The 21,897-nt window shown below is 72.9% G+C and carries 10 protein-coding genes; 4 read left to right on the top strand and 6 right to left on the bottom strand.

Annotation, left to right across the window (positions count from 1 at the left end; genetic code table 11):
* Nucleotides 1-3: 3 nt before the first annotated feature.
* From ACFU6K_RS01720 to ACFU6K_RS01705, 4 genes are all read left to right on the top strand, one after another.
* Nucleotides 4-126 (top strand): LuxR C-terminal-related transcriptional regulator, encoded by a 123-nt coding sequence (locus tag ACFU6K_RS01720; RefSeq protein WP_380660282.1) that lies wholly within the window; start codon nt 4-6, stop codon nt 124-126.
* A 501-nt stretch (nt 127-627) separates the two neighbouring features.
* A complete protein-coding gene (locus ACFU6K_RS01715; protein WP_380660280.1) occupies nt 628-2,385 on the top strand; it encodes a DUF4157 domain-containing protein in 1,758 nt (585 codons plus the stop codon).
* 165 nt (nt 2,386-2,550) lie between these two features.
* On the top strand, nt 2,551-9,270 hold the full coding sequence (locus tag ACFU6K_RS01710; protein ID WP_380660279.1) for a LamG-like jellyroll fold domain-containing protein: 6,720 nt from the start codon (nt 2,551-2,553) through the stop codon (nt 9,268-9,270).
* Between the two features lie 14 nt (nt 9,271-9,284).
* Complete coding sequence (locus ACFU6K_RS01705; protein WP_380660278.1) at nt 9,285-9,875, top strand: hypothetical protein; 591 nt, start codon at nt 9,285-9,287, stop codon at nt 9,873-9,875.
* A gap of 468 nt (nt 9,876-10,343) precedes the next feature.
* Here the strand turns inward: ACFU6K_RS01705 and ACFU6K_RS01700 are convergent, their stop codons facing one another.
* Genes ACFU6K_RS01700 through ACFU6K_RS01675 form a run of 6 tightly spaced genes read right to left on the bottom strand, consistent with a single transcriptional unit; the run spans nt 10,344 to nt 21,893 of the window.
* Nucleotides 10,344-11,759, bottom strand: coding sequence for a DUF6519 domain-containing protein (locus ACFU6K_RS01700; RefSeq protein WP_380660277.1), 1,416 nt, complete (start codon nt 11,757-11,759; stop codon nt 10,344-10,346).
* Between the two features lie 56 nt (nt 11,760-11,815).
* Nucleotides 11,816-14,035, bottom strand: coding sequence for a hypothetical protein (locus tag ACFU6K_RS01695; RefSeq protein WP_380660276.1), 2,220 nt, complete (start codon nt 14,033-14,035; stop codon nt 11,816-11,818).
* Nucleotides 14,036-14,060: 25 nt separating this feature from the next.
* Nucleotides 14,061-17,831, bottom strand: a complete 3,771-nt coding sequence (locus ACFU6K_RS01690; protein WP_380660275.1) for a putative baseplate assembly protein — start codon at nt 17,829-17,831, stop codon at nt 14,061-14,063.
* Nucleotides 17,828-21,136, bottom strand: coding sequence for a putative baseplate assembly protein (locus tag ACFU6K_RS01685; protein ID WP_380660274.1), 3,309 nt, complete (start codon nt 21,134-21,136; stop codon nt 17,828-17,830). The genes ACFU6K_RS01690 and ACFU6K_RS01685 overlap by 4 nt, the downstream gene beginning before the upstream one ends.
* Nucleotides 21,133-21,564 carry a GPW/gp25 family protein gene (locus ACFU6K_RS01680; RefSeq protein WP_380660272.1) on the bottom strand — a complete coding sequence of 144 codons (432 nt, stop codon included), beginning with the start codon at nt 21,562-21,564 and terminating at the stop codon, nt 21,133-21,135. The genes ACFU6K_RS01685 and ACFU6K_RS01680 overlap by 4 nt, the downstream gene beginning before the upstream one ends.
* Nucleotides 21,561-21,893, bottom strand: coding sequence for a hypothetical protein (locus tag ACFU6K_RS01675; RefSeq protein ID WP_380660271.1), 333 nt, complete (start codon nt 21,891-21,893; stop codon nt 21,561-21,563). The genes ACFU6K_RS01680 and ACFU6K_RS01675 overlap by 4 nt, the downstream gene beginning before the upstream one ends.
* Nucleotides 21,894-21,897: the final 4 nt, after the last annotated feature.

Below are 21,897 nucleotides of genomic sequence, written 5' to 3'. Positions count from 1 at the left end.
CGCCTGTACATCACACCCCGTACGGTGGGCACCCACATCGAGCACATCCTCGCCAAGCTCGACCTCCCCAACCGCGCGGCCGCCGCCGCCCGCGCCGCCGCCTGGGGCATCCGGCCCGCCCGCTGACCCCCCCCCGTCGGTCGCACGCCGCGTCAGGTCGGCGGGTACCGGCGGCGACGCCCTCCCTCCCTGGACCCGAGGTCGACGGCCGCCTTGACGAGCCGCGGGCGGCGCCCGGCCGCGGTGACGTGAACCGAGGCGGCCGGGACGTGAACCGAGGTGGCTGGGACGTGAACCGAGGTGGCCGGGACGTCCCGTCGCGTTGCCCCCGGCTCTGCCCGTCCACCCCTGGTGTCGGTGGACCCCACCACGTACAGACAAAGAACCGATACGGCGAACCGGAGACGAGGACCCTTGCACGATCACCAGAGGAATCGGGACACCGAAACACCCACCCGTCGCACCCCGGCCCCCTCACCTCTGCGGTCGTCGGCGCCGGGAGCCGTCCGGAACGGCCTCCTGGGCCTCCAGAGCACGGCCGGCAACGCGGCTGTCGTCCGGCTGCTCCGCCGGGCCGCCGAAGACCGGCCGTGGCCCGAGGGCCCGCCCGTCGTCCAGCGTTCCACCGTGCACCAGGTGCTCCGCGCGGCCGGCCGGCCGCTGGACGACCGGACCCGCGGCGACATGGAAGCCCGGCTGGGCGCGGACTTCTCCGACGTGCGCCTGCACACCGGTGCCGCGGCGAAGGACTCCGCGGCAGAGGTGGGTGCCCGCGCGTACACCTCCGGCAGCCACATCGTCATCGGCGAAGGAGGCGCGGACCGGCACACCCTCGCACACGAGCTCACCCACGTGATCCAGCAGCGGCGCGGACCGGTCGCCGGGACGGACCGCGGTGACGGGCTGTCGATCAGCGACCCGTCCGACCGCTTCGAGCGGGAGGCGGAGGCCAACGCCCACCGCGCCCTGTCCCGCCCGGGCCCGCGCTCCGCCCCGCCGGAACAGGAGCCCGTCGGGGCCGGCCGGACGCACCGCCCGGCCGTCCAGCGCTTCATGGCCCCCAAGCCCAGCGGCCCGGCGGCCGAGTGGGAGCAGGCCGCCCGGGCCTACCTGCTGGAGAACTGGAACGGCATAGCGACCCGCTACACACGCGTGGTGCTGGGATCCGGGGACGAGGAGACCGTGGAGCAGGCGGACCTGCTGGCCGCCATCGACAAGGTGTCGCCGGGCATCGCCAAGACCCTGGGGGGAGTGAAGCGCAACGCCGCGGTCGAGACGGGGAAGCTCACCGCGGCACTCCGCGGCCTGAACGTCATGGAGGAGGAGACCGCGCTGGCGACGACCTCCGCCAAGCAGGACAATTCCATGCCGGTGAAGGAGATCCTGGTCGGCACCGAGTTCACCTTCAGCGACGGAGTGCTCAACGGCCAGGAGGGCATCGGCAAGAACGACCCCTATGCGCTCCGGGTGGACATCGGCGGACTGACCGGGGAGGAGGACGCCAGGGCCAAGCGCACCATCAACTACGCGAAGAAGAAGGCGGAGGCGTGGTGTGCGGTGGTGAAGGCCGCCGGCGCGCCGGGGGGCTTCACGCTGGCCGTGACGGACGTGACGGTGAAGGGGCATCCCGGAACCCGGTTCACCTACACCAACGGCAACGACGACTGGTGGTGGGAGATCACCCTGGACGACGGCTGCCTGGAGACCCGCACCTCCCCGCTCTCCATCGAAGGGCTGGGCGCCAACCACATCAGGGCCATCATCCGCAGCCACATCTTCGACGCGGCCGCCGCCGTGGGGCTCACCGTGGACCCGACCAAGTACGGCGGTGGCGGACACCTGTCCCTGGACAGCAAGACGGCGTTCGGCGGAAGCGTCGAGCTGTTCGTCGAGTCGATGCGGAAGTGGGAGACGGACTGGGAGCTGTGGAAGAGGACGTTCGGCGCCGCCCCGCGCGAGTCCGACACGGAGAACGCGCCCTGGACCGGTGACCTCCCCCAGAATCCGCTGCCGGCGCTGCTGACGCTGCTCGACGAGATCCGCGACCAGGCACGGGCCGGAAAAACCGACCTGGCGACGGCGGTCCGTGACCTCCAGGCGCACCTGGTGGAGCTTCCCCTGCACGCCGACGCCAGCCCGCGACTGCGCGACAAGGTGCAGGAGCACCCCGGGGACCGGCTGCACTACCAGGCCGTGAACCTCGAACACATGGGGGAGGACACCCCGGCGGACCAGCGCCGGGTCGAGTTCCGCGACATCCAGGCACAGCGGGACTACACCCAACTCCTGACGGACCTGAGCTACCTCGGCCGTCTCCTGCAAGGGGTGCGGATGGAGGTCCAGATCGAGCAGGGGAACCGCCTGGCGGACCGCCACGGCTTCTGACCGGGACGGTCCGGGGCCGACGTCAGGGCGACCAGGGTGCGGCTTCGGCCGGGGGTCGAGGCCGCCGGAGGACCGAGAGGTGCGGTACTACCCGGATCGAGCGGTGGTCCGCTGTCCTGTCCGGCGCGCCGCCGCAGGCCTGCCCCTCGTGCGGCGTGGGGCTGCATGCGTGACACCTGCTGCCAGCCCGGGCCCTGGGCGTCCGGCGCATCCGCCGCCAACGGCTTCAACGGCACCAACGCGTACGTCCAGCTGCCCGCCAACACCTCTCCCAAGCACTGGGGCGCGGCGACCGTCGAGCTCTGGTTCAAGACCACCGCTCCCGGCGTGCTGTACGGCTACCAGTCCTTCCCCCTCGACGGGAAGCCGAACGGCTCGACCGACCGCTGGAACCCGGCGCTCTACATCGGCTCGGACAAGAAGCTCTACGGCACCCTGTGGACCGGCTCGGCCAACAACGCCCTGGTCTCGGCGACCACGGTCGCCGATGGCGCCTGGCACCACGTGGCCCTGGCTGGTGACGGCTCCGGCCAGACGCTCTACCTGGACGGCTTCCCCACCGCTACCAGCACCACGGCGCTGCCCATCACCTACAACGGGTCGGAGTATGCCTTCCTCGGTGCCGGCTGGGCCGGTGGTGGCTGGCCGAACGCACCGTCGGACCAGGTCGGTTACTTCAACGGCGCCATCGCCGACTTCTCGATCTTCCGGTACCGGCTCACCAAGGACACGGTTTCCGGCCACTACAACCGCGCGACCTCTGCCGCCGTGGTCGGCGGCATGGACGCGGCGAGTGCCTATCGCACCAAGGTGATCCAGGACAGCGCCGTCGGCTACTGGCGGCTCAACGACCCGTCCGGTTCGTACGCTGCGAGCCAGCTCGGATCCGCCCGCCCGGACGTCAACGCCGGCAACCTGACCGATGTCCTGTTGAACGGCAACGGCCCCTCCAGCGACCCCAACCAGAGGTCGGCCGTGTTCAACGGCACCACCTCGCAGATCCAGCTCCCGCCCGACGCCGCCCCCGTCCGCGGGGCGGCCAGCATCGAGCTGTGGTTCAAGACCACCAGCGGCGGTCCGTTGTACAGCTACCAGGACTTCCCCATCGGCGGCACACCCGGGAGCTGGAACCCCGCCCTGTACGTCGGTTCGGACGGCCGCCTTCGCGGCGAGTTCTGGATGGGCTCGGGCGCCGTCATGACCTCCGACCGGACGGTCAACGACGGGAAGTGGCACCACGTCGTGCTCGCCGCCGACGACAGCGGGCAGACCATCTACATCGATGGACAGGTCAGCGCCTCCGACACCAGCGGACGCAAGATCACCTTCAACGGCACGCCGTACGTCTACCTCGGCGCCGGTTCCACCTCCGGCTGGCCCGAGGGCGGCGCCGACCACTTCACGGGAAACATCGCGGAAGCCTCCTACTACACCAGCCGACTCGACGCCGCCACGGTGGCCGCCCACTACAAGGCCATGGGCAACGGTGGAACCGCCAAACCCGTCACCACCGCCGTCGTCACGGACCCGGGCGGATACAAGCTGACCTACCAGTACGACACCCGCTCCTCCCAGCTGCTGTCCCGCACCGACGGCTACGGCAACAGCACCCGCTACACCTACGACACCGCCGGGTACCTGTACGCCGTCAGCGACCCGAACGGACACACCATCACCACCGGGCACGACGTGCGCGGCAACACGGTCTCCCGAACCACCTGCCGCGGCGCCGGGAGCTGCCAGACCAGCTTCGCCACGTACTTCCTGGACAGCGGTAGTCCGTTCAACCCGGCCAACGACAAGATCCTCACCTCCAGCGATGGACGGTCCTCGGGACCCGGCGACACCACCTACACCACCCGCTACGCCTACGACGCCCAGGGCCAGCTGGCCTCCACCACCCTCCCGGCCACGCCGGACTTCCCCAAGGGGCGGGTCAGCTACATCCTGCGCACCATTGCAATCGGCCAGGCCCCGGGCGGTGGAAGCATGGTCCCGTTCGGGCTGGTCCGGGCACAGACCGGCCTGCTCGACGCGGCAGCCTACCCGGATCCGGAAAACGTCCCCGCCGATCAGCAGACCACGTACACCTATCGGACCAACGGCGACGTCGCCTCCGTCGCCGCGCCGATGCGGCCCACGGTCAGCTACGGCTACGACAACCTGGGACGCACCAGCAGCGAGTCGTACAGCTGCGACGACTGCCCTGGCGGCACCGCCACCGCACCGCGGGAACTCCGGACCGACTACACCTGGGACGGCCAGGGCAACCAGGTCACCCGCACCGACCCGTACACCACCGACGCCGTCACCGGCACCAAGCACACCCGGCGGACCACGACCGCGTACGACGTGGATGGCAACCAAGTCAGCCAGACCGTTGCCGACACCACCGGTGGCGACCAGCCGCGTACCACGACCTGGACGTACGAGAGCGACACCAGTCGGGTGAAGCAGGTCAAGGACCCCGGCGGCCACCCCACCTCCTACACCTACGACCGCTACGGCAACGTCGCCACCCGGACCGACGCCGCCGGCACCACCTACAGCTACAGCCACTCGCCGATGGGCCAGCTGCAGCAGACCGCAGTCAGCAACTACACCGGCAGCAGCGCGACACCGACCGCACCTCGCTGGCAGGTCATCGGCTCGCTCGGCTACGATCCGGCAGGCCGCCTCGCCACCGACACCGACGCGATGGGGCGCACCACCCACACCTACTACAACGACGACAACACCGTCGCCGAGGTGGACCTGGACGGCTACCACAACGCCGACGGCACACTGCGCAACGTGGTGCTCCAGCAGAACACCTACGACAATGCAGGCCACCTGACCCAGCAGGTGACCGGCGGTGGCAAAACAACCACCGTGACCGCTTACGATCCGGCCGGGCGGATCGTAAGCACAAGTGCCGACCCCGGCGGTCTCAACCGCACCACCAACTACACCTACGACGTGGCCAACCGGCCGACCAGCGTGGTGAGCAGCGGAGGTGCCGATGCGAGCACGGCCCAGACTGACTACGCCTACGACGTCACCGGGAACCTGGTCAAGCAGACCGCCCGCAACCAGCCCGCCGACTCGGTGGTGACGTACGGCTACAACAGCCGTGGCCTGCGCACCAGCACCATCAGCCCCAACGGCAACGCGGCCGGCGCCGACCCGGTTGCCTACACCAGCAGCGTCGGGTATGACGAGGCCGGCCGGCCCACCGTCAGCACCGGTCCGCTGATCAGCGCCGAGGCCTACGACCCGGCCACCCGCGGTAGCAAGCCGCAGCAGGTCCGTCCGATCAACCGGACCGGCTACGACACGTTCGGCCAGACGGCCTCGCAGGTCGACGCCCTGGGTGGCACCGTCACCTACACCTACGACCTGGACGGGAACCGCGTCGGCGTGGCCGGCGCCGCGTACACCGACCCGCAGTCCGGCAACACGATCACCCCGGCCTCCACGATCGAGTACGACGTGCTCGGTCGGCCCGTCACCAGTGTCGTCGACCCGACCGGCCTCAAGCTGACCAGCACCATGCGGTACGACCAGTTCGGCAACGTGGTGCAGACGACGCTGCCGCCCAGCGGAGGCGTCACCGCGCCGGCCGTCACCAAGTCCTACGACCTCGACGGCGAACTGCTCTCCACCACCGGTCCGACGGGCGCGATCAGCCAGTCGACCTACGACGACCTCGGGCGGCGCATCACCAGCACCCAGTTGGAGCGCTACCCGGCCACGGCGGCCTACACCTCCACCTTCACCTACGACGACGCGGGCAACCAGCTGACCTCCACGACGCCCGGCGGCGCCGTGAGCAAGGTGGGCTACAACGCCGTCGGCCAGGTGCTCAGCGCCACCGACCCGGCCGGGGTCACCGTCCGCCAGGCCTACGACGGCCTCGGCCGGAGCAATCGGGTGACCAAGTCGGACGGCACCGCGATCGTCACCGGCTACGACCGGCTCGGGCGGACGCTGAGCAGGTCCGACCTGGACACCACGGGTGCCACCGTGGCGACCCAGTACGCCACGTACGACCCGGACGGCAATGTCCTCACCGCCACCGACAAGGTGGCGAACAGCGCCGACACCGCCGCGCACGCACGCACGTTCAGCTACAACCCTGCCGGGCTGGTCGTCCAGCAGGTCGAACCGGTCGGCGCCGGCCAGACGATCACCACCTCCACCGGCTACGACGCCGGCGGGCGCAAGACCCGCTGGACCGACGGGAAGAACATCCCGGTCTACTACACGTACAACTCGCTCGGGCTCCCCGAGTCGACCGTCGAACCGGCCACCACAGCCCACCCCGCGGCCGCCGATGGACTGTTCACCACCAGCTACGACGCGGCCGGGCGGGCCGTTGCCCTGACCGAGCCGGGAGGGGTGGTCCGCCGCCGCAGCTACGACGGCGCGGGCAACCTCACCCAGGAGACCGCCTCGGGCGCCGAGGTGGCGACACCGAACCGCACCCTCGGCTACGACGCCGCTGGGCGGCTGAAATCCGTCGGCACCCCCGGCACGACCCCCGACACCTACACCTACAACGACCGCGGCCAACTGCTCACTTCGGCGGGTCCTGGCGGTACCGGAAGCTACACCTACAACGGCGACAGCCGGATGACCGCCCGCACCGACGCGGCCAGTACCACCTCGTTCGGCTACAACGAAGCGGGGCAACTCACCAGCGCCAGCGACCCGCTCACGGGTGCGACCGTCGGCTACGACTACGACACGGCCGGTCGCCTCACCACCGAGCGCTACGCCACCGGCGGTGGTACCCGCACCTACGGGTACGACAACCTCGGCCGGCTCCGCGACGACACCGTCAAGAACCCGAGCGGGGCGACGGTCGCCTCGATCGGCTACGGCTATGACCTCAACGACCGGCTGGCGTCGAAGACGACGACCGGCACGGTCGGGGCCGCCACCAGCCAGTACGGCTACGACCTGGCCGGGCGCCTCACCAGCTGGAACAACGGAACCACTTCCACCGCGTACACCTGGGACGCGGCCGGCAACCGCACTGCGGCGGGTGGCGTCACCTCCACCTTCGACGAGCGCAACGAGCTGCTGAACGACGGCACAACGACCTACAGTTACTCGGCTCGTGGCACGTTGACGGGCAGCACGGCCAAGGACTCCCAACCCAAGGACGTTCAGTTCGACGGCTTCGACCGGATGGTCAAGGAAGGACCGTCCACCTACACCTACGACTCGACCGACCGCGTCGCCCAAGCAGGGAACACCACCTTCACCTACGACGGCGGCTCCAACAACGTCGTCACCGACGGCACTGTCGGCTACACCCGCACCCCCGGCGGCCGGATCCTCGGCACGGCAGCGGCAGGCTCAACACCCAACCCGCGCCTGGTGATCAGTGACCAGCACACCGACGTGGTCGCCACCATCGACCCCTCGGGGAAGAGCGTCGCCGGCTCGACGGCTTACGACCCCTTCGGCAAGCCCACGGCGAGCTCCGGTGTCACCAACTCCCTGGGCTACCAGGGCGGGTGGACCGACCCGGCCTCGGGCGACGTCAACATGGCCGCCCGCTGGTACCGGCCGGGCAGCGGCACCTTCGCCTCACGCGACTCCTGGCAGTTGGGCACCAGCCCGTCCATCCAGGCGAACCGGTTCACCTATGGCAACGGGGATCCGGCTGATCTGACCGACCCATCGGGGCACAACCCCTGCGGGCGCATACCTGCTTGGATCTGGCTTCCTCGACTGCAGTGCGAGGAAATCAACTGGATCGTCAACGGCGACGAGGAGAATCATGTCTCCACGTTTGACTGGTCGCCGCAGCCTCCCTCCAAGCCGCAGATCAACTGCGACAAGTACTGGTGGACGACTGACTGCGGTGGTAACGGTTACCGCAGCAATCCGGGCCCGAATTCGGGACCGCCGGAGGCTCCGATCAACATCCTCGGCCCGATTCCCGGCCGCGGCGGCCCCGGAAGCGGAGGCGGTGGCCGGAACAAGCCGGGACCGCACCACAAGCGCCCCGGCCCACGGCCTCCTGGGCCTAATGTGCCCCGGCCCAAGCCGCCGGCAGACTCCCGCCCGACCAACGACAACGACCGCCCGTACGCGAACCCGAACCCAATCGACTTCTTCACCGACACCATTGTCGCCGTGGGAACCGCCGTGGTCACCACCGTGGTCGTCGATGGCACAGCGGTCGTTGTCGGCACCGCCACCACGGTCGGCGCTGGTATCGTCGCCGGCACCGATGCCATCATCGACGTGGCGACCGACCTGTGGTTCTTCAAAGAAACAGACAGCAGGCCTGGTGGGAAGAACCAATGGCGCCGCAAGGATAAAGAATGCGACGAGGGCGTGGGTTTCTCCTCCACTGGACACGCGCTTTACGCGCCGAGGGAGAAGTACTTCGATGCCACAACCCAAATGAATGAGTGTCGAGCGGTGGGTGTCTGGTTCCAGCTCGATGCCAGCGACTACAATCCGACGGACACAGCGCCAAGTTACACCCAGACTGGAGGCATGAAGCCGCCCGGCTATGCGGAGATGAGGGCCAAGGGTGGAGAGCCGCGCAACGGGCACATCCTGCCCAAGGTGGCCTTCGGTGACGGGAAGGATCTGCGGAACCTGGTCGCCGAGTATGAGAAGACGAACAGTCCATACCTCAGCACCGGCGTGGAGAAGGACATTCGTGACGCGCTAGTTGCAGAAAGGCACGTCGTCGGCACTATTCGCGTGACGTACCCAAATCAGGGTACGGGGGTATATTTCTCGAAGCACTATGACTACCTCGTCGTTGAGGAAAATAGGGAGGTTCATTGCATCGTCTACCAGGCGCCGACGGCGGAAGGCGGGAGGACCAACGGTGACAACAAGTGCCCGAACATGAAATCGAATCTGCCGTAGATGGGAAAGTGGACATGGAATTCATAGACCGGATTTTTAGGCTGATCGGTCCGGGGGGGCGAAATTCCGTTTCGGCGGAGGCGTGGTGTGCGGTCAGCCACGCCGCAGGAGTCGAGCTGCCCGACGATTACAAGCAGATCGTCGAGACGTATGCACCTGTCTGCCTCAGTAGTCATTTGACGATTCGTCACCCCGATACCGAGTTCTTCAACCTGGCCGCATGGCTGTCGAGCTCGCTGGCCGATCTGGCCGTCCTCGACTGGATCGCCAACGACGGGCCCGAGTATCACGGCGAGGTCCCGACCTTCGGCGGGCCGTATGGGCTGATCCCGGTGGCGAGCACCGATCGGCGGGAGACGGTCTTCCTCCGGCAACGTGCGGCGGAGACCGGGGACTGGGTCGTGGTCAGCCTGGCGGCGGACGGAGGGGTCTTCCACGAGTTCGAGCAGAGCTTCTCCGAGTGGCTCTTCCGGTACCTGTCCGGGGAGGAGATGGTGGGCCGCAACAGCGCGATCCGTCACCGGGACCGGCTGCTCGTTGAGAATCTGCCGAAGTTCCCCGGCGACATCGTGACGAGTAGGCGCGGTCCGGCGGCGGAAGACTGAGCGGTCCGGCCGAATCGTGTGACCGGTTCCGCGCTGTCGGCCGTGATCCGTCAGGTTTGCTTGGTTCACCCTCCCGGCGCGGACTGTCGCCGGGGCCCAGCCCGCCAGTCCGTTCCGGGGCCGTCGCGGACATGCAGACCGTCGCCCAAGATGACGGCCGGTTCCGTGCTGCTCCTGTCTGCTGCCACGATGTTGAGCGCTGGTCTTTCCGGTGTGCTCCGGACCCGGTTGTACCGGGAGGTCAGAGCCGGCGGCGAGAAGGGGTCCGCCCCCTGCCCCCCTGCGCGTCTCCGCGCTTGAGGCGGAGACGAGCCAAGGGTGACGCGGGACACGGTCACCAGGGGCGGTACCAGCGGCAGTGAATCGGACGCCGTCCACGGGATGGCCCCGGCACTGTCAGCGGCTCGGTCCTCCGTCGGTGAGGGCGAGGTGTGGGAGGGCGCTCCCCGACCATGCCCGGGCTGGGGGTCAGGCTTCGGCCGGGGTGGGGGCGGTGAGGGGGGCGAAGGTCCGGCGGAGGTCGACGACGGTGGTCGGGCCCTTCACCCAGGCGAGCGGGGCGTGGTGCACCCGGACCCCGGCCGGCTCCTGGAGCAGGGCCTCGCCGGCCGCGTTCCGCGGCCACTCCACCGAGCCGGTGGCGGTGCGGGCGGGGACCAGCCAGTAGTCCCCCCGGGTGTAGGCGCCGCCCGGCCGGAAGTACACCTGGACGCCGTCCTCCAGGTCGAGCCAGGCGCCCTCCGCGAGCTGGAGGGCGCCGCCGGCCAGGGGCAGGGCGTCCCGGCCGCGGGCCTCCCGGTGGTCCCAGCGGCGCAGGAAGGGGTGGAGTTCGGCCAGCCGCCCGACCCCCGGGGCCGGCTCGGCGGACAGCCGCACCCGGCGGCCCGGCAGGTCGATCTCCTCCACCTGGAGCAGGTTCGCCGCCTCGTCCCGGCTGACGTACGCGCTGTCCGCGACCTCGACCCGGTCGCCCACCGAGAGGCCGAGCTTGTCGTCGTCGCCCAGCGTGTCCAGGGCGACCCAGACGCCCTCGACCGAGGCGATCGGAAGGACCACCGAGCCGTTCTCCCGGGACCACTTGAAGGTGGCGCCGCCCTCGGCCGAACCGCCGTGGTGGACCTCCACCCGGTACAGCTGGTTCTCCGGGCCCCGGTAGCCGGCCTCGGGGTGCGCCAGGCACGGGTCCTCGCTCGCCCGCTCCGGCCGCCGGGCCCGCGCGGCCAGCCAGGAGGAGGGCCGCTCGCGGGGCGCGGCCCAGGTGTCGAAGGCCTCCAGCACCCGGGACGGACCGCCGTCCGGCACGTTCAACTCCGAGGCGGGAAGGGCCAGTACCTGCCAGACGATCTTGGCCCGGGCCGCCGTGTCGGGCATCGCCGCGCCGAGCGCGACCTCGCGGATCTCCGGGTCCTCCACGGCGGTGACGCTGCGCTCCCAGACCTTCAGGTAGACCAGGAACGGGAACGCGCCGGGCAGCCGGTCGCCGGGGCGCTCCTGGTCCCGGTAGGCGTCCGGCTGGTCCCAGTACGTCCAGCCGGCGGGCGCCTCCCGGGCCTCGGCGCCCCAGACGCCGTCGTCGGGCACGGCGGTGCCGGGCCCGGGCCGGTCGGCCTCGCACAGGACGCCGTCCACGTAGTACCGGCCGCCGCCGATGGTGAGGTCGTCCAGGTCGTGGTTGCCCGGCAGGTAGCCGATCGCGAACCCGGCCGCGCCGACGGGCCCGCCGCGCCGGCCGATCAGGTCGGTGGCGAGCGTGCGCAGCTGGTGGCGCTCGATCGCGGCCTGCTCGTTGGCGTCGGCGTCGAGCTGGACCCGGCCCTGCTGGGTCAGCACCGCGGAGTAGTGCCTGCCGGGCCGGAAGGTCAGGCGCGAGAAGTCTGCGTGCACGGGGTCCCTCTCACAGTCAACGGTCGTCAGTCGGTGGGGAGTTGCTCAGGGGTCGGTCAGGTGGCGAAGAAGAGGCCGGCGTCGGTGCCGGCCGGGGTGTACTCGGCCAGCCGCGCCCGCAGGTTGTCCTCGCGCTGGGGCTGGAACAGGTCGTGGAAGGCGCCCAGTTCGGAGCGGTCCTCGGCGCCGCGGGTGATCTCCGGCGCGCAGCCGGCGGCCGGCCGGCCGTAGCCGGGCGTGCCGTACCGGAGGCTGGCGAAGAGCGGCCGCACCCGCTGGGCCTCGGTCTCGCGCAGCCGCGCGGCCCGCGCCGGGTCCAGCTCGCCGCGCTCGACCAGCTCGGTCACCGCCGAGCGCACCCGGTCGGGCTGGCACTCGTACCGGCGGGGGGTGCGCGAGCCCGGGGGCACGTAGCAGAACCGCAGGCAGCCGAGCGAGCGGCGGGCCACCCGCATCCGGCCGGTGAAGACGCTGTCCTCGGCGATCCGCACGGCGTGGGTGTGCACCTCGCCGACCACCGTGGAGCGGTGCGCGTGCAGCACCGCGTAGGCGTGCTCGCAGTCGGGCCCGGAGAGCGCCGGGCGGTCCGGCCCGGTGGCGTCCAGGATGCTGTCGGCCAGGTGGATCTCCAGCGGGTCGTCGTCCACCTCGTCGCCGACGACCTGGATCGTGCCCAGGATGCTGCGCTCGATCCGGACGCAGGCCGTGGTGTGGTCCAGGACCAGGCTGGGCTCCTGCGGCGCGTGCGGTTCGCAGTGCGGCTCCAGGGACCAGCCCGGCACCAGGGTGCAGTGCCGCAGGGTGACGGAGGCGAGCGGCCCGGTGACGTTGACCCCGCGACCGGTGACCAGCAGGCCGTCCAGGACGAGCCGCCCGCCCGCGCAGGTGCCCCGGACGTTGAGCGCGTCCGGCCGGTTGCTGTACCAGTCGAGCAGCCGGATCACCGGCCGGGTGCCCTCGGCGGCGCGCAGTTCGAGCCGGTCGTCGGCCTCCAGGTCGAAGTCCAACTGCTCCTGGTAGGCGCCGCTGTGGGTGATCTCGATGACGGCGGAGCCGCCCGCGGTGCCGTCCCGCTGGTCGGCGCGCCACTGCTCGTACGCGTCGTTGATCCGCTCGAACGGCCGGCCGGGGCCGACCTGGTAGAGCGTCCGGTGCCGGGACTCCGGACGGTCGCGCGGGTACTCGCCGCCGCCGGTGTCGTCGCCGAACGCGTAGTGGTAGTCGACCCAGACGCCGCGGCGCGGGGCGGAGCGGGCGCCGAAGGCGATCCGGCCGAGCAGCGGGTCGACGGCGACCTGGCCGCGCTTGGGCCGGTACGTCCAGTCGGTCAGGTCGGCCACCACGATCTCGGCGGGCGGGACGGGCTCCTGGGCGCCGTCGCGCCAGATGGCGAAGCTCTTGCCGGGCCCGTAGTAGTCGGCCGTGCGCTCGGCCAGCTGCCGGCGCCGGATCGGGGCCGGCACGGTGTCGGCCGTCGCGGGGTGCGCGGTGGACGGCCCCGGCTCGGGCCGGGTGACCAGCGGGGCGTCGTTGCCGAGGACCGAGAAGGTGAAGAGGTTCCTGGCCCGGTCGACGCAGTAGGCCGGCGCCCGGGTCACCGGGTACGGCTTCAGCCGCCACACGTACAGGGCGACACCGGCCGGCGTGTAGCCGCCCTGGCGCCGGGGGGAGGCGGCCTGGCGGACGTCGACGGTGTGCGCCTGGTCGTCGAAGGGCCCGCCGAGCAGGTCCAGCGCCGCGCCGCGCCGGACGTCGACCAGCCGGCCCCGGCCCAGCCGCTGCCGGTCGGCCGGCTCCTCGTCCGGGCGCAGCAGCCGCACCGGCTGGGTGCCGGCGACCAGCCGGGACAGCTCCACGGCGCGGGCCGGCCATTCGGCGACCGAGGCGGACAGCTCCTCCAGCAGGGCGAGGGTGCCCTTGCGGCGGCGGTTGGCGACCGTGTTCGCGACGTCCTGGCGGGGCGCCAGCCGGGCGGCGAGCCGGTCGCGGGCGGCGATCCGCTCCGCGGAGGCCTCGCCGTGCAGGCCGGTGGCGAGCACCTCCTCGTAGCCGGGCAGGATCCGGTAGCCGACCAGGTCGCCGAGGTAGGCGACGGCCCAGTCGGCGGCGGTCTCCACGAACCAGTCCTGGTAGCCCTGGTCGATGCCGCCGCGGACGACGTCGACCTGTTCGGCGATGACGGCCAGCAGGGCGCGCAGCGGCTCGCCCGCGTCGGCGTCCCGCAGCCGGTGCCACTGGGGCAGCAGCTCCAGCAGCCCGTCCGGGTCCCTGGTCATGCCCGCCTCCGATGGGTGCGCTGGTTCATCCGCGGATCTCCTTGAGGATCAACGTGTCGGGCAGGTCCGGTGCCAGTACGGCGAGTTGGGCCGGGCGGATGCCGCGGAACACCGTCACCACGCGGCCGGCCGGCAGCGGCCGGGTGTCGGTGACGGCCGGGTTGAGGCGCAGCAGTTCCGCGAGCGGGACGCCGTTGCGGGCGGCGATGTCGGTGAGCGTCTCGCCGGCGGCGTCCCGCACCCGGTAGCGCTGCTCCTCGTAGCGGGCGAGCCGGGCCGGGACCGTCGGCTGCGGCCGCGCGAGCCGGGCGGCCAGGTTCTCCAGGCCCTCCGGGGTGAGGCTGCCGGGCACGCCGGTGAAGGCGTCGACGTCCACCCGGTCCACGCCGGGGACGGCCTGGGCGGCGGCGAGCACCTCGGACAGGTGGGCGGGACGGCCGAGTTGGCGTCCGGCGAAGCCGAGCCGGTCGAGCAGGGCGCGGCGCACCGCCGGTTCGACGAGGTCCCAGGAGTGGTCGGGGGCGACCTTGACGCCCGCGGCGACGACCAGCAGGACGAGTTCGCGCACGGCGACCCGGACCGGCAGCCGCGGATCGCCGTAGGCGGTGAGCGAGGAGTGCAGGGTGCGGAGCAGGTCGGAGTCGGCGGCGAGCGGGATGTCGTCCACCCCGGCGACCGTGACGTGGACGAGCTCGCGCCGGCCGTCCGAGAGCCGGGTGGCGCTGGCGCGCCCGATGCCGGCCCGGGCGCGGGTGAAGTCCTCGTAGTCGGGCACCGAGACCAGCCGGTCCAGGGCGGTGACGGCGAGCGGGATGGTGCGCCTGGCCAGGCCCGGTCCGTCCGGTCCGGCGCCGCCGGTGGCGGGCAGCGGGTTGACGACGGCGGAGACGCCGAGCGGGCGGGTGGTGAGCTGGGTGATCCGGCCGGCGCCGACGTTGCCGCTCTCGCCGATGCCGATCCGGTAGCGGGCGCGGACGTTCTCCCGGCCGGTGGGCAGGCGCGAACCGTGCACGCCGTCGCCGAAGGTGACGGTGGTGCGGCCGTCGGCGGCGGTCGCGGTGACGTAGACCCGTTCGTCCGGGCCGCGTCCGGTGAGGCTGTCGACCTCGTGCCAGAGCACCCCGTCGACCCGGACCTCCAGGGTGCTGCGCGCGCCCCCCGGGGTGTCGGCGGCCAGCCAGGTGAGCGGCGACTGCCAGAGGGTGAAGCGCTGGCCGGGGACGCCCGCGTCGCCGCTGCCGATCGCCTCGTCGCGGGTGGCGCCCTGGGTGGCGCGGACCACGTTGCCGAGGACCTGGACGGTGTCGCGCCGGTAGCGGAAGGCGAGCGGGGCGCTGAGCGTGACGGTGGTGCGGACGGTGTCCCCGGGCAGGAGCGGGTCGACGCCCTGCTCGACGCCGGCGATCATGGCCAGCTCGGTGCCGCGGACGCCGGTGGTGTGCGGGAGGTCGGTCCGCTCGCCGTTGACCGCGATCCACCGGCCGGGGGTCAACCCGTCGTAGAGCCGGGCGAGTTCGATCCGGTCGCCGCGGACGTCCTCGGTGACCGGCTCGTCGGCGAGCCGCAGCGACTCGCCGCGGGCGTAGACGGTGGCGTCCCGCAGGTGCGAGAGCTGGGTGTCCTGGTCGTCCAACCACGGTTGCTGGAGGGAGAGTTCGGTGACCTTGCCGGTGATGCCGAAGTCGGCGCGGGAGACCACGCGCACGTCGGTGACCCGGGTGATGACCTCGGCGAGGTCGCGGCTGCCCGGGATGCCGCCGTCGAGGCCCTTGCGCGGCCGCTGGATCACCACCCAACTGCCGGGCGCGATCTGGTCGTACACGGCGTCGAGGGTGAGCACCGTGCCGGAGACCGGCTGCAGCTTGGTGGTGAGGACCACCTCGACGGCGGGCGCCGACTGGTCGGTGCCGGCGTAGCGGTGCACCCGGACGTTCAGCTCGCCGGACTCGCCGGTCCGCTCCTGGCCCGGGTCGAGCCGGTAGTCGAGCGCGGGGCCGGGCCCGCCCTCGACCTTCACGTGGACGCGGCCGTCGGCCTGGGGGCGGGACACGAAGACCGTGCGCTCCGGCAGTTCGGCCAGCAGCTGGGCGCTGACGCCGGCCTCCGGGGCGGGCGCGGGTACGGCGGTCCGCACGGCGGACGGCGGCGGTACGGGCGGTGCCGCCGGCTCGGTGGTGACGATCTTGACCTGGCCGGGCCCGAAGGGGAAGGTGTGGTCCCACGGCAGCGAGAAGCCGCTGTGCACCAGGCTGCCCGCCTCGACGTACGTGAAGTCGGCGGTCTTCGGGACGGTGCCGGCGTCGTCGAAGGCGATCCGGACGCTGACCAGCGTGCTGCCGGAGAGCGGCCAGTCCACGTAGCGGTCGATCCGGCCGTCGGTGCCGTAGACGGGCTTGAGCGGCGCGGTGGCGCCGAACGGCGTGGCGACCACCCGCATCGCCTGGATCTCGTGCACGGCGAGCGGCGCCGTCAGGTCGACCTGCCGCCAGGCGGGGTAGAGGCCGTCGCGCAGCCGGGGGTCGAGCGCGGACAGCAGCTGCGCGCCGAGGTCCGAGCCGGGCGCGAACAGGCGCTGCGGGTCGCGGGCGAGGTCCCGCGCGCTGAGCGGGGGCCGGGTCGGGGCGGTGCGCAGCGCGGCCAGCAGCGAGCCGAGTCCGCGCACGGCCGGGTCGGGGGCCCCGGGGCCGGGGGGCCCGGGCTTCTCGGGGGCCTGCGGCGGCTCCAGCTGGTGGGCGCGGTCCCGCAGGCCGGTCAGTTCCTCGCCGAGGTGCCCGAACCAGTCGGCCACCGGCTGCTGGGCATGGGCCAGTTCGGCGGCCTCGGCGGCCCGGTCGACCACCGGGGCGAGCCGGTCGGCGAACTCGGCCGGGGTGCCCAGCGGGCCGGACGGCCGGTCGAGGTCGGCGCGCAGCGGGGCGAGCACCTGCTCGTCGAAGTCCCGGATGATCCGGCTGTGCCCGGGCCTCGGGTTCGGGGCGGACTCGGAGACGGTGATCCAGTCGGCGAGTTCGGCGCGCAGGTCCTTGAGGGTGCGCAGGTCCCGGGGCAGCCCGATCACCGTGACGTCGTTGTCGCGGTCGAGCCGCACCTCGGGCACCAGTCGCAGCATCCGGTGGACCGGGTCGGCGGCCTTGTCGGCGCTGAAGACGAACAGCAGCCGGTCGCCGGGCCTGAGGTTGTTCGCGGTGCCGGCGGCGAAGAGCTCGGCGCGCCCGCCGGGGTTCAGCTGGCCGGGCGTCAGCTGGTACGGGCGGCGGCGCAGCACGGCCAGTTCGTTCCAGGCCGAGCGGGCGGGGAGGTCCTCGGCGGTCTCGAAGGACTGCGGGTCCTCGCCGGGGCCGGGGACGCTCTGGCTGCGGGCGCCGCGCGGGATCACCACGGTCGGGTCCTCGGCCGCCCGCGGGTCGTGGTCGAGCGAGTAGGCGAGGTAGGTGTCGGCGGCCACGCCGGGCCGGGGCCGGTGCCCGACCAGCCGGCCGAGCAGGGCGAGCGAGTCCTCCTCGGTGGCGGTGCGCAGGTAGCCCTCGTTGGCGATCCGCTCCGAGTAGAAGGTGAGCAGGTCGGCGAGCACGGCCCAGGCGTCCAGCAGCGCGATCGCCGGGTCGTCCGGGGTGCGGACGGTCAGGTCGCGCAGCGCCGGGTAGGCGGGGCCGGACAGCCGGGCGAGCAGGCTGTCGAGGAACTCCCCGTAGCGGCCGACCCGGTAGCCGACGGCGTCCAGTCCGGGCGGGTTGAACACCGGGACCGGGGTCGCGGTGGCGGTGCCCGCGCAGCCGCAGGTGCACTGGCCGTTCATCGGCCACCTCCGAGGACGATCGAGAGCCGGCCGTTCTCCGGCCGGTCGGGGTCGTTGTCGCACGCGGCGATCTCCAGCGCGCCGAGCCGCAGCAGCCCGTCGTCCAGCTCGCCGTCGTCCCGGCCGAACTGCCGCCGCAGCCTGGTCACTTCAGCACTGACGACGCCCGGCACGGCGGCGGCCGCGGCCACCAGCCGGGAGACCCGCACCGGTTCGCCGAAGTCCAGCGCGTCCGGGTGGAAGAAGCCGAGGCGGCCGTCCGGCAGGGCGCGGTTGCCCAGCACCCGGCGCAACTCGGCGAGGACGTGGCCGCGTTGGTAGCCGGCGGCGGCGCAGACCCGCAGTTCGAGGTCGAGCGGCACCAGCAGGGCGGGCCGGACGACCAGGTCGTGGCCGATCCGGCGGTACGCCTCCAGACCGTGCCCGACCGCCTCCAGCAGCGCCGTACCGGCCACCGCCTGCCCGAACGGCTCGACGGCGACGTGCACCTCCTGCACGCTGCCGGTCCAGCGGAGCGCGGCCGCGGCCCGCCGGACGCCCGGCAGGGTGGCGGCCAGCTCCGCGTAGTCGGCGGCCGTGACGGCGCGCAGCCGGGTGCGGCCCAGGGCGAGCGGGGCGAGCCGGCGGACCTGGTCGAGCGGTTCGGGCTCGACCCCGCCGGTGGCGGGCAGCGGGTTGCGGACCAGCCGCACCGCGTCCTGCGGCCGGGCGGCGGCGCCGCGCCGGTCCGGCCGGGGCGGCCGGTCCCGGCAGACCACCAGGTGGTTGACGGCCTCCGCGCCCACGTTCCCGGCCGTGCCGTTGCCGATCCGGTACGCGACCTCCAGCGTGCCGCCGGGTGCGGGCGGCAGGCCGTGGCGGCCGTCGCCGAAGCGCAGCGCGAGGCGCCCGTCGTCCTCCGGCTCGCCCACGAAGTGCCGGTCCCGGCGGCCGTCGGCGAGCAGGTCCCGGCGGGGCGTCCACTCCTGGCCCGCCGAGGTGGCCCGGACCTCGGGCAGGGCGGCGCGCGGGTCCTGGACGGCGATCCCGGCCGCCGGGCCGGCCAGCGCGGGGGAGTCGGGGTCGAGCCCGGCGGCGTACCGGACGCCCCAGCTCTGGGCCACCTCCCAGACGGTGGGCCGGCCGAGCACCCCGCCGGAGCGGGCGCGCGCGGTGAGCACCTCCAGGCGGCGCAGCTTGGCGGCGAGCAGGCGGGTGCGGCGGGCCAGCAGCTCGCGCAGCCCGGCGGCGGGCCGCTCGGCGAGCCGCAGCTCCTGCACCACCCGGGCGCCGAACAGCAGGGTCAGTTCGGCGAGTTCGGCCCGGGAGAGGTGGTGGCCGTCGCACGCCCGGTGCCACAGCTCCTCCAGCCGCAGCCGGACCCGCTCCGGAACGCCGGCGAGCAGGGCGGCCTGCCCGGCGCAGACGTGCGCGCGGTCGGGGTAGCCTGCCGCCTGGGTGACCGGTGCGTAGCGCAGCAGCGGGCGGAAGGGCTGCGGCAGCACGGGGTAGCGGGTCTGGTCGAGCAGGGTCTCCAGCGCCGCCGCCTGGGCGTCGGCCGTGGGCGGCTCGACCACCGCGCCCTCGCCGTCCTCGCCCTCCGCGGTCGCGCCGGGCGCGAGCAGGACGCCGAGCCCGGCCCGCCGGACCGTCGCCTCGCCGAGCAGCGCGTCCAGGGCGCGGACCTGCTCCGGGCCGAGCTGGCGGCCGTCGCGGGCCTGGTCGAGCAGTTCCCGGATCGCCTCCGCCGCCGGACTGCCCTCGGCGCGGTCCGCGCAGCCGGACCCGCCCGGCCCGCAGGGCGCCGTACGGACCGGCTCCGGCGGTACCGGGAAGGCCTCCGGGGCGCCGCCGCAGAAGGTGAGCGAGCGGCCGTGGTCGACCAGGGCGACGTTGCCGCGGGCGACGCTCACGTCGGCGATCGGGCCGCAGTCGCTGCCGCCGTGGGAGGACAGGCAGACCGGGAAGGCGAGCGCGTCCTCCGGCGCCCAGGTGACCTCGACCACGGGCTGGTCGTACAGCTCGTCGACCAGGGGGGTGACGGAGGTGAGCCGGACGGCCTGGCGGTGCGCGGGGTCGGCGTCGGCGGGCGCGCCGGTGCGCGGGCCGAGGACCTCCTCGATGACCAGCAGGTCGCCGGGGCGCAGCGCCAGGTGGCGGGTGCGGGGCTCCGGCTTGTCGGTGCCGGGCCGGTCGCCGTGCGGGGCGGTGCCGTCGCTCGGGCTCGGGGCGGTGCCGTCGCGCGGGCTCGGGGCGGTGTCGTCGCTCGGGCACGGGTCGGCTTCCGGCCGGTCGTCGCGGAGGGTGGCGGAGGTCGCGCCCCGGGGCAGGACGCAGTCCTGGTCGCCCCAGGTCCAGAACCGGATGGTGTTGTGCGCGGGGTGCAGCACCAGGTCCGCCCCGCCGAGCGGCTCGAACACCTCCACGGCGGCGGTGCGGGCGAGCGCGTCCAGCTCCTCGTCCGGGATCACCGTGGACAGCTCCGGGCGCTCCTGCGGGCCGAGCCGCCCGACGTCGACGGCGGCGAACCGGAAGGTGCCGGACCGCAGGGTGACGGAGCGGTCCACCTCCAGCGCGACGAACGCCCGGGCGTTGCAGCCGTCGTGCACGGCGTAGTCGACCAGCCGGACGTGCCGGCGCACCGACACCCGGCGGCGGGCCGTGTCGAGGTACGCCTCGGTGGCCACCGCGTCCTGCTGGTAGGAGAGTTGGTCGGCGGTGTAGGCGAGCAGCTCGACCAGGGTGACGCCGAGGTCGGGCAGGTGCCGCTCGGTCCAGCCGGGGACGGTGAGGCTCATCCGGTCCAGCACGAGCCGGCGCAGGCTCTCGTAGTCGCGCGCGGTGTAGTCGATGACCGGCGTCGGCCGGACGGCGGGCGGGCAGTCCTCGTCGGTGCGGCAGTCGTACGGGGAGGGGCAGTCGGCGCCGAAGGAGAACCCGGTGTGCGCGTACCGCGGGTCGAAGCCCGGGAACGGGCGGGTGCCCGGCCGGCCGTACGCGTCCGCCCGGACCACGCTCAGCCGGTAGCGGGAGGTGTCGCCGGCCCGGTCGAGGGTGACGAGCATCCGGTCGTCCAGCTCCGGGTCGTCCGCGCGCTCGATGTCGACCGCGAGGGCGCGCAGACCGGTGATCCGGCGGCCGCCGTCGACGCGGATGTTCTCCGGGCCCAGCTCGTCCGGCGCCCGGCCGAGGAAGGTCACGGTCAGCGTGCGCCCGTCGTCGCTCGGCTCGGCGCCGTCCAGCCCCAGCAGTCGCGCCGCGCGCACGTCGGCCCGGCGAAGTTCCGTGCCGCAGTCGGTGGTCGGGAATTCCGCCTGGCCGGTCATGCCGCCACCCCGCCCTCGAACACGTCCTGCCGCCGGGTGCCCGTCCGGCGGACGACGTACGCCAGCTCGACCCGCACCACGTTGTCCTCGCTCTCCACGTCGAGCGAGGCGACCTCGATCACATCGCCGAGCCACCGCTGCAGCGCCGCCTGGACGGACAGCTGCAGGGTGGCCGCCAGCTCCGGGCTGTTCGGCGCGAAGACCAGGTCGAGCAGCCCGCAGCCGAAGTCCGGGTGCATGACCCGCTCGCCGGGGCTGGTGAACAGCAACTGCTCGATCAGGTCGCGCACGTGGTCGTCGTACGCCGCCCCGGCGGTGCGCCCGCGGCTGTCGATCCGGAACGGGAAGGCGAGGTCCGTCCGGGCCGGGCCCGGCGCCCTCAACTCCGTCCTGTTGCCGGGTTGTTGGGTGGATCGCGTGGTGTTCATAGCCCCTCCGCCCGCTGTTGGACGACGGTGACGACCGGCGGCCCCTGCGGGAGCTGCTCGGCGCTCTGGCACAGCCCGGTGGCGGACTGCGGCAGCGCGGGGGAGCCGTTCACCCGGATCCGGGCGGACGGCAGCACCCAGCGGATCGTGACGCAGGGCTGCGGCTTGCCGGCCACGGTGAACGGGCAGCCGGTCACGGTGTACAGGTCGGCCGTGCTGGTGACGGCCTGCCCGGCGACCAGCACCCGGCCCTGGGCGGGCACCGCCGTCGCCTGGGCGCCGTGCGGGCAGATCACCGTCGCATTGACGTGCAGCAGTTTTCCGGACAAGACA

It is taken from the genome of Kitasatospora sp. NPDC057512, from assembly GCF_042802135.1.
Lineage (GTDB): Bacteria > Actinomycetota > Actinomycetes > Streptomycetales > Streptomycetaceae > Kitasatospora.
The sequence above is the reverse complement of the archived record's forward strand: the minus strand, read 5'-3'. Positions and strand labels throughout refer to the sequence as shown.